This is a genomic window from Solirubrobacter deserti, assembly GCF_027587175.1.
GTDB classification, from domain to species: Bacteria; Actinomycetota; Thermoleophilia; order Solirubrobacterales; family Solirubrobacteraceae; genus Solirubrobacter; species Solirubrobacter deserti.
Genome location: NZ_JAPCID010000079.1, coordinates 16,127 through 27,508, shown reverse-complemented (window position 1 = coordinate 27,508; position 11,382 = coordinate 16,127). Strand labels below are relative to the sequence as shown.

Annotated in this window: 15 protein-coding genes and 2 pseudogenes; 10 read left to right on the top strand and 7 right to left on the bottom strand. The window is 72.4% G+C overall.

Features of this window, described 5'->3' with window-relative positions:
• Positions 1–287: pseudogene (locus OJ962_RS32405) on the top strand (hypothetical protein); the annotation flags it as partial.
• A gap of 140 nt (positions 288–427) precedes the next feature.
• Positions 428–1,039: an SPOR domain-containing protein gene (locus OJ962_RS32400; protein ID WP_270006883.1), complete on the top strand. Its 612-nt coding sequence runs from the start codon at positions 428–430 to the stop codon at positions 1,037–1,039.
• Here the strand turns inward: OJ962_RS32400 and OJ962_RS32395 are convergent.
• A complete protein-coding gene (locus OJ962_RS32395; protein ID WP_238932453.1) occupies positions 1,036–2,073 on the bottom strand; it encodes a histone deacetylase family protein in 1,038 nt (345 codons plus the stop codon). The two genes, OJ962_RS32400 and OJ962_RS32395, sit on opposite strands and share 4 nt — an antisense overlap.
• Before the next feature lie 28 nt (positions 2,074–2,101).
• On the opposite strand from OJ962_RS32395, the gene OJ962_RS32390 reads away from it, so the two are divergent.
• The 7 genes and pseudogenes from OJ962_RS32390 to OJ962_RS32360 all read left to right on the top strand — a co-directional run bounded on the left by OJ962_RS32390 (position 2,102) and on the right by OJ962_RS32360 (position 7,725).
• Complete coding sequence (locus tag OJ962_RS32390) at positions 2,102–3,505, top strand: L-aspartate oxidase (protein ID WP_202957829.1); 1,404 nt, start codon at positions 2,102–2,104, stop codon at positions 3,503–3,505.
• A gap of 132 nt (positions 3,506–3,637) precedes the next feature.
• A complete protein-coding gene (locus OJ962_RS32385) occupies positions 3,638–4,048 on the top strand; it encodes a hypothetical protein (RefSeq protein WP_202957828.1) in 411 nt (136 codons plus the stop codon).
• A 93-nt stretch (positions 4,049–4,141) separates the two neighbouring features.
• A pseudogene (locus tag OJ962_RS32380) lies at positions 4,142–4,627 on the top strand (NAD(P)-dependent oxidoreductase); the annotation flags it as partial.
• The gene (locus tag OJ962_RS32375; RefSeq protein ID WP_255526281.1) at positions 4,613–5,035 is read left to right on the top strand and encodes an NAD(P)-dependent oxidoreductase; all 423 of its coding nucleotides are present in this window, start codon (positions 4,613–4,615) and stop codon (positions 5,033–5,035) included. The pseudogene OJ962_RS32380 and the gene OJ962_RS32375, both read left to right, overlap by 15 nt.
• A 210-nt stretch (positions 5,036–5,245) precedes the next feature.
• Positions 5,246–5,878: a DUF1802 family protein gene (locus OJ962_RS32370; protein WP_202957826.1), complete on the top strand. Its 633-nt coding sequence runs from the start codon at positions 5,246–5,248 to the stop codon at positions 5,876–5,878.
• A 128-nt stretch (positions 5,879–6,006) separates the two neighbouring features.
• Positions 6,007–6,909 carry a hypothetical protein gene (locus OJ962_RS32365; RefSeq protein WP_270006882.1) on the top strand — a complete coding sequence of 301 codons (903 nt, stop codon included), beginning with the start codon at positions 6,007–6,009 and terminating at the stop codon, positions 6,907–6,909.
• 12 nt (positions 6,910–6,921) lie between these two features.
• Positions 6,922–7,725: a hypothetical protein gene (locus tag OJ962_RS32360; protein WP_202957824.1), complete on the top strand. Its 804-nt coding sequence runs from the start codon at positions 6,922–6,924 to the stop codon at positions 7,723–7,725.
• Here OJ962_RS32360 and OJ962_RS32355 read toward each other — a convergent pair.
• The 6 genes from OJ962_RS32355 to OJ962_RS32330 all read right to left on the bottom strand — a co-directional run bounded on the left by OJ962_RS32355 (position 7,657) and on the right by OJ962_RS32330 (position 10,653).
• On the bottom strand, positions 7,657–8,142 hold the full coding sequence (locus OJ962_RS32355; RefSeq protein ID WP_202957823.1) for a putative signal transducing protein: 486 nt from the start codon (positions 8,140–8,142) through the stop codon (positions 7,657–7,659). The genes OJ962_RS32360 and OJ962_RS32355 overlap by 69 nt on opposite strands.
• The gene (locus OJ962_RS32350; protein ID WP_270006884.1) at positions 8,142–8,552 is read right to left on the bottom strand and encodes a M67 family metallopeptidase; all 411 of its coding nucleotides are present in this window, start codon (positions 8,550–8,552) and stop codon (positions 8,142–8,144) included. Before OJ962_RS32350 ends, OJ962_RS32355 begins: the two co-directional genes overlap by 1 nt.
• An 8-nt stretch (positions 8,553–8,560) precedes the next feature.
• Positions 8,561–8,770, bottom strand: coding sequence for a twin-arginine translocase TatA/TatE family subunit (locus OJ962_RS32345; RefSeq protein ID WP_202957822.1), 210 nt, complete (start codon positions 8,768–8,770; stop codon positions 8,561–8,563).
• A gap of 13 nt (positions 8,771–8,783) precedes the next feature.
• Positions 8,784–9,251 (bottom strand): ferritin-like domain-containing protein, encoded by a 468-nt coding sequence (locus OJ962_RS32340; protein WP_202957821.1) that lies wholly within the window; start codon positions 9,249–9,251, stop codon positions 8,784–8,786.
• On the bottom strand, positions 9,248–9,613 hold the full coding sequence (locus OJ962_RS32335; RefSeq protein ID WP_270006881.1) for a hypothetical protein: 366 nt from the start codon (positions 9,611–9,613) through the stop codon (positions 9,248–9,250). The genes OJ962_RS32340 and OJ962_RS32335 overlap by 4 nt, the downstream gene beginning before the upstream one ends.
• A gap of 68 nt (positions 9,614–9,681) precedes the next feature.
• Positions 9,682–10,653, bottom strand: coding sequence for a PLP-dependent cysteine synthase family protein (locus OJ962_RS32330; protein ID WP_202957819.1), 972 nt, complete (start codon positions 10,651–10,653; stop codon positions 9,682–9,684).
• Between the two features lie 16 nt (positions 10,654–10,669).
• On the opposite strand from OJ962_RS32330, the gene OJ962_RS32325 reads away from it, so the two are divergent.
• Positions 10,670–11,350: a class I SAM-dependent methyltransferase gene (locus OJ962_RS32325; protein WP_202957818.1), complete on the top strand. Its 681-nt coding sequence runs from the start codon at positions 10,670–10,672 to the stop codon at positions 11,348–11,350.
• The last annotated feature ends 32 nt before the right edge of the window (positions 11,351–11,382 follow it).

Below are 11,382 nucleotides of genomic sequence, written 5' to 3'. Positions count from 1 at the left end.
CGCCGAACCGTCTTCCCGCGCCGAGCGAGGCCGCGGCGGCGGGGGCGCCGGCCGCCACGAGCGCGACCGAAGGCGCGCCCGGCGAGCCGCACGACGCGGCGCCGGGCGCCGAGACCGCGCGTTCCGAGGACGCGACGGCCGCGGGCTCGCCCGCCGAGGCCGCGCGTGAAGATGTTCCGCCGGCCGAGGACGGCACGGCGAACCGCAACGGTGAGGCCCCGAGGGACGAGGGCGGGGACTCGCCGCGCAATGGATCTGTGTTCAGCCCTGTGGAGCGACGCCCGTGAGCACGATGGAGACCCCGCCCCCGCCCCCTGACGCGACGACGCCGGTTGCCCCGCCGGAGCGGCGGTGCCCCCGTTGCGGGAGCACGCTGGCTCTGGGGCAGGAGTGGTGCCTGGCGTGTGGTGCGGCGGCCGGGACCGAGGTGGTCGAGTCGCGCGGCTGGCGGGTGCCGATCTACCTGGGCGGCGGCCTGGTCGCGCTGGCGATCCTGGGCGTGATCCTGGCGATCGCGGCGCTGTCGAACCAGGAGCAGCAGACGGCCGGGAATCCGACGCCGTCGCCGGGCGCGTCCGCGGCTCCGCCCGCGGCGACGCCGACGATCTCGCCGATCCCGACCAGCCCGAGCGTCACGCCTTCGCCGACCGCGGACCCGGGCCTGACGCCGGAGGCCTCGCCGACGGAGGACCCGACCACCGAGATCACGCCGGAGCCGACCGTGGAACCGTCGCCGGAGCCGGACCCGGACCCGGGCAGCGGCACGTTCGAGAGCTGGACCGGCGGCGACGGGGACTACACGATCATCATCGAGTCGGCGGACAACCTCAGCCGCGCAGAAGAGGTCGCTCAGGAGGCGCAGGACAAGGGTCTCACCGTCGGGATCCTCAACTCGGACGACTACTCGAACCTGAACGGCGGCTATCAGGTCGTCTTCAGCGGTACCTACAGCTCGGAGTCCGAGGCCGAGGACGCGCTCCCCGACATCAAGGCCGAGTACTCCGACGCGTACATCAAGCGGCCCGGCAGCGCCAACTAGCCGAGAGCCGGCCACCACGGGGCCAACCGGCTGAACGCGTCCCGCGCGAGCGGGTGGACCTCGACGTCCACGGCGTCCGCGCTCGGCGTGGACGCGTCGACCAGGACCGGCATGACCGCGGCCATCGAGCGGCTGAGCGCGCCGAGGTCGTAGCCGCCCTCCAGCACGACGCCCACCGGCGCGCCCACCCCGTCGGCGGCGCGCCGCAGCGAGGCGGCCATCCCCGCGAACCCCGCCTCGCTCACGCGGCAGGTCGCGAGCGGGTCGTCGCGGTGGGCGTCGAAGCCCGCGGAGATGAGCACGAGCTGCGGCTCCCACGCCCGCACGAGCCCGCAGGCGACGTGCTCGACCAGCGACCGGTAGCAGGCGTCGCCGCTGCCGCCCGGCACCGGCAGGTTCACGGTGAACCCCTCCCCCGCGCCCGAGCCCACGTCCGACGCCGGCCCGGTCCCGGGATACAGCGGCGACTCGTGCACGGAGACGAAGAGCACGTCGTCGTCGGCATGGAAGATGTCGTTGGTCCCGTTGCCGTGATGGACGTCCCAGTCGACGATCAGCACGCGTGAGAGCCCGTGGGCGACGGTCGCGCGCCGGGCGGCCACCGCGACGTTGCCGAAGAAGCAGAACCCCATCGCGCGCGCGGCCTCGGCGTGATGGCCGGGAGGCCGCAGCGCGCTCACGCCCACGTCGGCGTCGCCGCCCAACAGCGCGTCCACGAGCTGCACGGCACCCCCGGCGGCTCGCAGCGCCGCCGAGTACGTCCCCGGCACCGCGTACGTGTCCGCGTCGATCGCGCCCCCGCCGTCCGCGCACAACGCCTCCAGCGACGCGACGTGCGCCTCCGGATGCACCGGCAGCAGCGACTCGCGCGGGACCTCCTCCGCATGCACCCGGTGCGCGCCGAACCACCCGTTCGCGCTCATCTCGGCCTCGAGCGCGCGAATCCGGGCCGGGCGCTCGGGATGGCCGGGCACGTCGTGGGCCATGAAATCGTCGTCGCGCAGCCACAGCGCGCGCCGTGAGGTCTCCTCCATCGCCAACACCGTAATAGCGTCTTGACCCGTGCGTAACGAACTCGTGGTCGTCGGCGCCGGTGCTGCCGGGCTGTTCGCCGCCCTCACGGCGGCCCGCCGGGGCGCGCGCGTTGCCCTCGTGAGCGCTCGCCCGCTCGCCGAGACCGCCTCCTACTGGGCCCAAGGCGGCGCCGCCGCGGCGCTCGCGATCGACGACTCGCCCGCGCTGCATCTCGAAGACACGCTCGAAGCTGGCCGCGGCCTGACCAAGCGCGCCGCCGCCGAGGTCCTCACGGGGGAGGCCGCCGCGCGCGTGCGCGAGCTGCAGGAGCTCGGCTGCCACTTCGACGCCGACCGCCACGGCGACCTCGCGCTCGGCCTCGAAGGCGGCCACACCCGCCGCCGCATCATCCACGCCGGCGGCAGCGCGACGGGCCGCCGCATCCTGCGCGCGCTGTCCGCGGCCGCCGCCGAGCACCCGCAGATCACGATCCTCGAGCAGGAACGCGTCGCCGGGCTGCTCGAGGGCGGCGGCGTCATGCTGCGCGGCGGCACCACCATCGCGGCGCGAGCGACCATCCTCGCCACCGGCGGCGCGGCCGCGCTGTGGTCGCGCACGACCAACCCGCCGGGCTCGTTCGGCTCCGGCCTCATCCTCGCCCGGGCGGCGGGCGCGCAACTCGCCGACCTCGAGTTCACGCAGTTCCACCCGACCGCCGTGGTCGGTCTCAAAGGCCGCGAAGGCTTCCTGATCTCCGAAGCCGTCCGCGGCGAAGGCGCGACGCTGCACGACGACGCGGGGGAGCGCTTCGTGAACGAGCTCGAGCCGCGCGACCATGTCGCCCGCGCGATCTTCAACCTGCCCGGCCAGAAGGCGCTGCTGGACATGACGCAGGTCGACCCCAAGCGCTTCCCGAACATCGTCGAAGCGCTGCAGCAGGCGGGGCTGGACCCCACGACCGAGCGCATTCCCGTCGCGCCCGCGAGCCATTACGTGATGGGCGGCATCGTCACCGACCTCGACGGCCGTGCGCAGGACCGCCTGTACGCCGTCGGCGAGGCCGCGTGCACCGGGCTGCACGGCGCGAACCGGCTCGCGTCGAACTCACTGAGCGAGTGCTTCGTGTTCGGCCGCCGCGCCGCGCTCGCCGCGCTCGACGACCCGCCGCCGACTGACGGCGCCGTGATCGAGGCGAACGTCGAGGCGCCATCTCGCGAGACGCGCGAAGCGGTCTGGCAGCTCGCCGGCCTCGAGCGCTCGCAACCGAATCTCGAGCGCCTCGCGCGCGATCCCTACCCGCTCGCCCGGCTCGTCGCCGCCAGCGCGCTGCACCGCCAGGAGACGCGGGGAGCACACGGCCGGGCCGAGTTCCCGGAGACCGATCCGGCCCTCGACGGCCGCCACACGATCCTCGACCCCGCCGCCGAGATCCCGCGCTTCGAGACCTGGTGACTTCGGCTGCCGGGGCTTCTTAACGCGAAGTCAACAATGTCGACGTTTGGAGTTTCGGTAGGTGCGGCAAACACCCCTCCACCGGGCCACGGAGGGGACCGCCGCCGCAATGGCAGTCCCGGGGAGACAGAGATGTACCACTTCAGCCGTTCCATCTATCGAGAGCTTGCTTCCGACATCATCGAGGAGCACGACGGCGCCACGATCAACCACGAGCGTGTCCTGCGCTCGTGTGAGACCTGCGTGGAGCGACTGGCCACGGACTGGCACTACTTCGCCAAGCCGACCAAGACGCTCTTCAACGACATCCGGATCTACTTCCCGATGTCGTCCCAGTTGCGCGTGTACAAGGTGTGCGACCGCTACATGACCTTCGCGCGCGAGTACTTCGCCGCGAACCCGGTCGCCGAGCGCCTCGAGTGCCGCGCCACCACCCGCCGCGGCACCCCGTGCCAGCGCACGCCGCTGCCGCACAACGGGTACTGCCCGTCGCACCAGCACCTGGCCGAGACCGAAGACGTACAGCTGCAGGCCGCCGCGTAGCCGCTAGCGTCCACGCCTGGCTAGCCTGGGCGTGGACTCCAACCCTGAGGTTGAGGTCAAACGTTCCGGGCCGGACAGCGACGAACGAGACTTCGGGAGGCGGCGGGTATGGCTGAGAAGGTCGGTTTCATCGGGCTCGGGATCATGGGCTCCCTGCAAGCCATGAACCTGGCGAAGGCGGGCGTCGAGCTGACCGTCTTCAACCGCACGCGGGAGAAGGCCGAGGCGTGGGCGCAAGAGCACGGCGGGACGGTCGTGGACTCGCCCAAGGCGGTGGCGGAGGCCTCCGACGTCGTGATCACGATGGTGGTCGACGGCGCCCAGGTCACCGACATGCTCGGGCAGGCGCTGGAGGGCGCCAAGCCCGGGACGCTGTTCATCGACATGTCGACGATCGCGCCCGGCACCGCTCGCGAGCTGGCCGAGCGCTGCAGCGCCGAGGGCCACGCGTTCGTCGACGCGCCGGTCACCGGCTCCTCCCCCAAGGCCCGCACCGGGACCCTGACGATCATGGTCGGCGGTGCGCAGGCCGACATCGAGCGCGCGCGCCCGCTGTTCGAGATCATGGGCGAGAAGATCGTCGTCTGCGGCGAGGCGGGCCAGGGCCAGGCCGTGAAGGTGATCACGCAGGCGATCACCGCGGTCAACTGCGCCACGCTCGCGCAGGGACTCGTGCTGGCGCGCCAGGCCGGCGTGAACGTGGACGCGCTGCTGGAGACGATGGACGGCGGCTCGAGCGATTCGACGATGCGCGCGCTGAAAGGCAAGCCGATGCTCGAGCACGACTTCACGCCGCTGTTCAAGCTCGCGCACATGCTCAAGGACGTGCAGCTGTGCCTCTCTGAGGCGCGGACAGCCGGTGGCACGTTCCCGTTCGCGGGGCTCGCCGCCGAGCTCTACGGCGCGGGGATGGGACGCGGCCTGGGCGACCAGGACTTCGCAGCGGTGATCGAAGTGATCGAGGGCCTCACTGGTTCGCGCACGTGAACATCTGGCGCGCCGGCACTCATGCCGGGAAATCGGACATTATTCGAAATACTTGCTGTTTTGCAGGGGCATTTGGTGATTTCTCGGCCTTGTGCATAGTATGTGACGCCTTACGGGAGGTTTCCCCGACGCAGCTTCGGGCAGGGTCGTGGCGCACGCTCGCTGTGCAGGGAACCCGTAGGTCTTACAACCCTCCTTTCACCCACCTTTATGCCGATCGCTTTCAAGGAATGGGCCGTCACCGTGCGTGCCCTCGCCGAAGGTGAGCAACTGCTCACTCTCCGCAAGGGCGGCATACGCGAGACGGGCAAGCACTTCGCCCTCGAGCACGACCGGTTCTTCCTGTATCCGACGTTCGATCACCAGCGCAACGATCTGGTGCGTGAGTCTCACCAGCCCGAGTTGCGGCGCGCCCTCGAGGAGGGCGTGTGGCCCGAGGGCGAGCCGCCCGCTCGTGCGCTGACGACGGACGGTGGGATCCCCCAGCCCGACCGCGTGCGCATCCGGGCCTGGGCCGAGGTCGCCGGCGCCTGGACCGTGACCGACCGGCGCGCCCTGGACGCGCTGACGCCGTTCCACGTCTGGACGACGGACTACGCCGAGAAGCGGCTCGCGTGGAAGCGCCGCCACCCGCTCCACGTCCTGCTGCTGCGCACCTACCGCATCCCGCGCCCGGTCACCGTGCGCGTCCGCGACGACTACGGCGGATGCCGGTCGTGGCTGGAGATCACCCGCGACCTGCCGTTCGAGGGCACGCCCGTGCTCTCCGACGAGGAGTTCGACCGGGTCTCGCAGGAGATCGCGGGCATCGCCGAGGCCAACGGCGCCCCGGCGTACGCCTGAGCCTCGCCCTGCGGGCTCGTTCAGGTGGGAGTTATGGCCCTGGAGGCCAGAACTCCCACCGCGTGCAGCGGCGGGTACGCGTAGCGGACTCTCCACGCTCCATCTGACGTAGGACGGGCATGCGCCGCATGCTCGTCCTTGCCGCCGCGGCCCTCGCGGGCTGCGGCGAGGCTGCCGCGACCTCCGGAGGGCCGTCCGGCACGCTCTACCTCGCCGGGCGCGAGCCCGGCACGCTGACCGTCGTCGACACCGCCACGGGCGCGGCCACCACACGCACCGAGTTGCGCGAACTCGGCGGCGGCGACCCACCGAACATGGTGCACTTCACGGGCGGCCGGCTCGTCACGTTCGCGCTCGGTGAGGCGACCTCGTTCGCCGCCGACGTCAGCGACGCGCGCCGCCTCGGCGAAGGGATGTTCTTCGTAGCCTCGGCCACGCCCGGCCGCGTCTGGAACATCCTCGGGCGCAAGAGCGACCGGCCGACGGATCGCTACTTCCGCGGCGTCCGGGAGGTTCGCGTGGACGGCACGCCGACGTTCACGCGCCGCTGGCAGCTGCCCGGTTGGCCGGTCACCGCGGTCGACGACGGGCTGGTGCTCCAGCGGGACCGGCTGGAGGTGTGGGACCCGCGTACCGAGCGCCGCGTGCGCCGGCTGCCCGGCGCGTTCCTAGTCGCCACGCACGGCGCAACGGTCGCGAGCTGCAACGACCCGTGCGAGTTCCTGTACCTCAACCGCCGCGCCGTGCCGGGGCGCTTCACCCCACGCCTCGGCGCGTTCTCGCCCGACGGCGCACTGCTGGCCCTCCCCACGCCGGGGCACCGGATCGCGGTCGTCGAGGTCGCGACCGGGTTCACGCGCCACGTCACGGGCGCGCGCCTGGACGCCCAGTACCCGCGCCTGGCGTGGGCGTCGAGCGGGTGGCTGTTCTGGAGTGCCGGCCGCGGCCGGCTCGGCGCCTGGCGGCCCGGGGAGCCCGCGCGCCGGCTGCCCGTACGCGTGGGCCCGTTCGTCGACCTGACCGCGAGCTAGTGTCATGCGTCGATGGCCTGGGTGGACACGCCCTCAGAGACGTTCGTGGCGCGCCACGACGAGCGCGACGCCGCGGACGCCGAGCGGGTGCTCACCCAGCTCGAGCTCGCGCGCCGGCGGCTCGAGCAGCGCTTCGACGCCGACGTCGGCGAGCTCGAGGTGGTCCTGCACTCCTCCACCGCCCAGCTGGACACGGCGCAGCCCTGGGTGCCCGTCGCCCGCCGGCTGACGGCACCCGCGGCGCGCCGCTACGTCGTCGGCTGGGCGGGAACGCGCGAGCTGCACGTGCTCTGCCCGCGGCTGCTGGCGCACCGGGCGTCCAACGTCGAGGGCTCGCTGGAGATGCTCATGCTCGCGCCCGCCGCGCTGCTCGCGCGCCGCTACGTCGCCGCCAGCCACCCGAAGCTGCCACCGCCCGCGACGCCCACGCGGCTCGCGCGCTGGTCGCGCTGGGCCTGGCTCGTCGAAGGCGCCGCCCAGTGGCTGAGCGGGCAGACGCGGCACGTGCGCCCGGCCGTGGCGCGCCGGCTGCGCGAAGGCCCGAAGCCCGCGTTCCCGCCCTCACGCACGGACGCGCTGCTGCTGGGCGGCACGGTCTTCGACCTGCTCGCGCGCGAGGAAGGTGAGCGCGCGTGCGTCACGTTGGCCCGCGGCCCGCACCCGGACGGGCCGATCCGTGCGCTCGAGGTCGCGTTCCCGCGCTCGCTGCGCCACACCGAGGAGGCGTGGCGAAGTCACTTGAATCGCCTAGGTGAAGGGCAGCAGGACGCTCGAGGCGAACGCGGCGAGCGCGAACACCGACATCGTCACCGCTAGCGCGCGCACCCAGGCGGGGTGGCGCTGCGGCTCCAGCGGCGCCTCCTCGCGGCGGTCGCCCAGCAGCGCGCGCGCCGTCTCCTCGGCGGACGCCGCGACGACGATGTCGCGCGGGCCGGCGGCGAGGAAGTCCGGGACGTCGAAGCCGCCCGTGCGGCGCACGAGCGACGGGATGCCCTCCTCGAGCAGCAGGTTCTGGACCATCTCCGCCTCGGCCTGGTGGCGCGCGGTGGCGACGCGGACCAGCGGCCCTTCGGCGTAGCCCGGGTGGACCTTGCGGGCGCGATCGGCGAGCCGGCCGTGCCGCGGCTCGGGCCCTTCGCCCGCGCCGTGAACCAGCGGCACGCCGCAGGCCAAGCAGAAGCGCTCGTGCGGCTCGTGCGCGGCCTCGCACACGGGGCACACGAGCGCCGGCATCAATCGGTGACCTCGAGCTCGACCTGCTCGTAGTCGTTGCCGACGATCGACCACAGCCGGATGTCGGGCTCGGCGGCCTTGACGCCGACGATCAGGAACAGCGTGCCTGGCCACTTCGGCGTGTCGTTGTCGAACTTGGCGAGGTTGACGTCCGTCTGGGACGGCACCGGATCCGACCGCGTGTGCGAGTGATAGATGGCGCCGAGATCGAGGTCCGCGTCGTCGATCGCGGTCTGGATCTGCAGCTGCTCCTTCGGGTCCATCACGTACTTGAGCGCGCTGTTGGCCGCGTTGCGCGCACGATGGACCGAGACCGCCTCCCCGTCGCGGGTGGCGATCATGCCGCAGCACTCCTTGGGCGCGTCGGCGCGCGCGTGCTCGACGATCTCGTCGAGAAGCTGTCGCGAGATCCTCAGGGCTACTTCGCCCGCGTGAGGGGCGCGTCGAAGTCCTCGTCCTCGTCGTGGCGGCCACCGCTGGTGGCGCCGGCGATCGAGGTGCGGAACTCGCGGATCCCGCGGCCAAGTGAGCGGGCGGCGTCCGGCAGACGCTTGGGCCCGAGCACGATCAGCGCGATCACCAGCACGATGATGATCTCGCCCATCCCGATGTTGCCTCCGAACGGCATGCCCTTAGGTTACCTAGGCGGCGCGGCGCAGGATGAAAAGATGCTGGGCATGTGAGGCGAGGATCGTGGCCGCGGTCATCGCGATCTTCGCGTCGGGGAGTGACGGGAGCGCGCCCTGGTAGAGCGTGAGCATCGACTCCTGCGCCAGGACGGCGTTCGCCATCACGTCGGCTGGACGCGCCGTGGCCAGCCGCTGCGCGGAGACGTCGAGCTCGTCCGGCGTCCACGGCGGCTCCGGCGTGCCGAGCCCGACCGCGGCGAGCTCGGTGGCGAGCGCGGCCGCGTGATCGTTGGCGTGCCGGCGTGCGGGCCCGAACAACTCCGGGCGCGTGTGCACTTGCTGCCCGTACGCCATCGCAAGCCCGATCTCCCGCCGCCACAACCCGAGCAGCAGTGTGCCCTCGTCGGCCGCGAGCGCCGGCGCCGCCTTCAAGGCGACCGCGGCCGCCGCGCCCCCCACGAGGAATCGCCGCCGGTTCACGGGCGGTTCCTCTGGCCGGGGAAGGCGTCCACGATCGCCGGCTCGTCCAGCTCCAGCCGCAGCGCCGAGACGGCCTCGGCGGCCGCCGCGATCAGCGTGGCGAGCAGCTCGCGGGAGGCGCGGTCCTCGAGCAGGCCCACGGCGGCGACGTGCGTCTGCAGCGCGAGCCGCTCGGCTTCGAGCGCGGTCTGCAGACTGGGCGTCGTGGCCGTCGGCGTCGCGCCCGCAGCGGCCGCCATCGACTCCAGGAGCGGCAGGCGCTCACGCGCGCGGGTCTCCAGCATTCCGGCCGACGCCGGATAGGACGCGATCGCGCGCTGGACCGCGCGCAGCTGCTCGCCCCACACCTGGGCGGCGTTCACTTCGGGCTCGTCGGGCGGGCCGCACCCCGCGAGGAGCAACGCACCGGCGCCCAGCAAGGCGCGGCGCGTTACCACCAGACGGTCGTGTCCAGGTTCTCGAGCTCTTCGACGGGCGTCGTGTAGAGGCCCGACGAGAGGTACTTGGTGCCGTCGTCGCAGACGATGAAGACGATGTTGCCCTCGTCCATCTCCTTGGCGATGCGGACCGCGATCGAGGCGATCGCGCCCGTCGAGACGCCGGCGAAGATGCCTTCCTCCTCGAGCAGCTTCTTCGTCCACACGATGGCGTCGTGGTTGGTGACGAAGATCTTGCGGTCGAGCAGGGAGAGGTCGATGATCGGCGGGATGAAGCCGTCGTCGAGCGAGCGCAGGCCCTGGACGGGCTCGCCCTGCATCGGCTCGGCGGCGACGATCTTCACCGCGTCGCCGAGCTCCTCACGCAGCCGGCGGCCGACGCCCATCAGCGTCCCGCCCGTCCCGAGCCCCGCGACGAACGCGGCGATCTCGCCATCGAGCTCCTCGAGGATCTCCGGCGCCGTGCCGTTGTAGTGCGCGCCCGGGTTGGCGGCGTTGCCGTACTGGTAGGGCATGTAGTACGACGAGTCCTCGGACGCCATCTTCAGCGCCAGCTCGACGGCCCCGTTGGAGCCGAGGTGGCCGGGCGAGTAGACGATCTCCGCGCCGTACATGCGCAGCAACTGGGTGCGCTCGGGCGTCACGTTGTCGGGCATGACGACCTTGAGCTTGTAGCCCTTGCGCGAGCAGATCATGGCCAACGAGATGCCGGTGTTGCCCGAGGTCGGCTCCAGGATGGTCTGCCCCGGGCGGATCGCGCCCTTCTCCTCGGCGTCCTCGATCAGGGCCCGCGCGACGCGGTCCTTGACCGAGCCGGTCGGGTTGCGGGACTCCATCTTCGCCCATAGGCGCACACCCGGCTTGGGCGAGAGGCGCTTGAGCTCGACGAGCGGCGTGTTGCCGATCGCCTGCACAATGTCGCCGTAGCGGCCCCCGCAGGGACGGTTACGCAGGTCCTGGGCCATGACTTCAGGAAGTGTAGTGCCAAACACCGATCCACTCATCGCGCTCCGCACCTCGCTCGCGGAGCAGTTGGCGGCGCTGCGCGGCGTCCCCGAGTCCGAGCTTCCGCCCGCGTTGCTGGACATCAGCGTGCGCCGCGTCGGGCAGGCGTACTACGTGTGCCCGTCCAGCTGGGAGCAGCTGCGCCACGAGGAGGGCGGCGCGGGCCGTCCGGTTCCGTACTGGGCGCGGCCGTGGCCGTCAGGCGTCGGACTGGCCGGCGCGCTGTACGACGACCCGCCGCCGGCGGGCACGCGCGTGCTCGAGCTCGGGTGCGGCCTGGCGCTTCCGAGCGTGATGGCGGCGCGCGCCGGCGCGACCGTGTTGGCGACCGACGGCGCCACCGACGCGGTCGCCTTCGCGGCGCACGTGCTGGCGCTCAACGACGTCGTCGGCGAGGTCGCGCACGTGGACTGGTCAACCCACGGAAACGCCCTCGTGGCCCGCGGGCCGTTCGACCTCGTCCTGGCCGCCGACGTGCTCTACACCCGCGCGAACGCGGACGCTGCGGCGGAGCTGTTCCCGCGCCTGGTGGCGCCTGGCGGGCGGCTGCTCATCGCCGATCCCAACCGCGCCGGGGCCGCCCATTTCCTGCAGCATTTCGAGCACGAGACCGAACCTGGCAAGGACGTCTCGATCCACACCCTCCGGTTTGGCTGAAGGGGCGCTGGGCAACCATTAGAAGTGGCGGG

Coding starts and splice junctions, on each gene's coding strand:
- OJ962_RS32395 (WP_238932453.1), bottom strand. CDS start 2,073: ATGGAGGAGACCTCACGGCGCGCGCTGTGGCTGCGCGACGACGATTTC.
- OJ962_RS32385 (WP_202957828.1), top strand. CDS start 3,638: ATGTACCACTTCAGCCGTTCCATCTATCGAGAGCTTGCTTCCGACATC.
- OJ962_RS32375 (WP_255526281.1), top strand. CDS start 4,613: ATGGGCGAGAAGATCGTCGTCTGCGGCGAGGCGGGCCAGGGCCAGGCC.
- OJ962_RS32370 (WP_202957826.1), top strand. CDS start 5,246: ATGCCGATCGCTTTCAAGGAATGGGCCGTCACCGTGCGTGCCCTCGCC.
- OJ962_RS32365 (WP_270006882.1), top strand. CDS start 6,007: ATGCTCGTCCTTGCCGCCGCGGCCCTCGCGGGCTGCGGCGAGGCTGCC.
- OJ962_RS32360 (WP_202957824.1), top strand. CDS start 6,922: ATGGCCTGGGTGGACACGCCCTCAGAGACGTTCGTGGCGCGCCACGAC.
- OJ962_RS32355 (WP_202957823.1), bottom strand. CDS start 8,142: ATGCCGGCGCTCGTGTGCCCCGTGTGCGAGGCCGCGCACGAGCCGCAC.
- OJ962_RS32345 (WP_202957822.1), bottom strand. CDS start 8,770: ATGCCGTTCGGAGGCAACATCGGGATGGGCGAGATCATCATCGTGCTG.
- OJ962_RS32330 (WP_202957819.1), bottom strand. CDS start 10,653: ATGGCCCAGGACCTGCGTAACCGTCCCTGCGGGGGCCGCTACGGCGAC.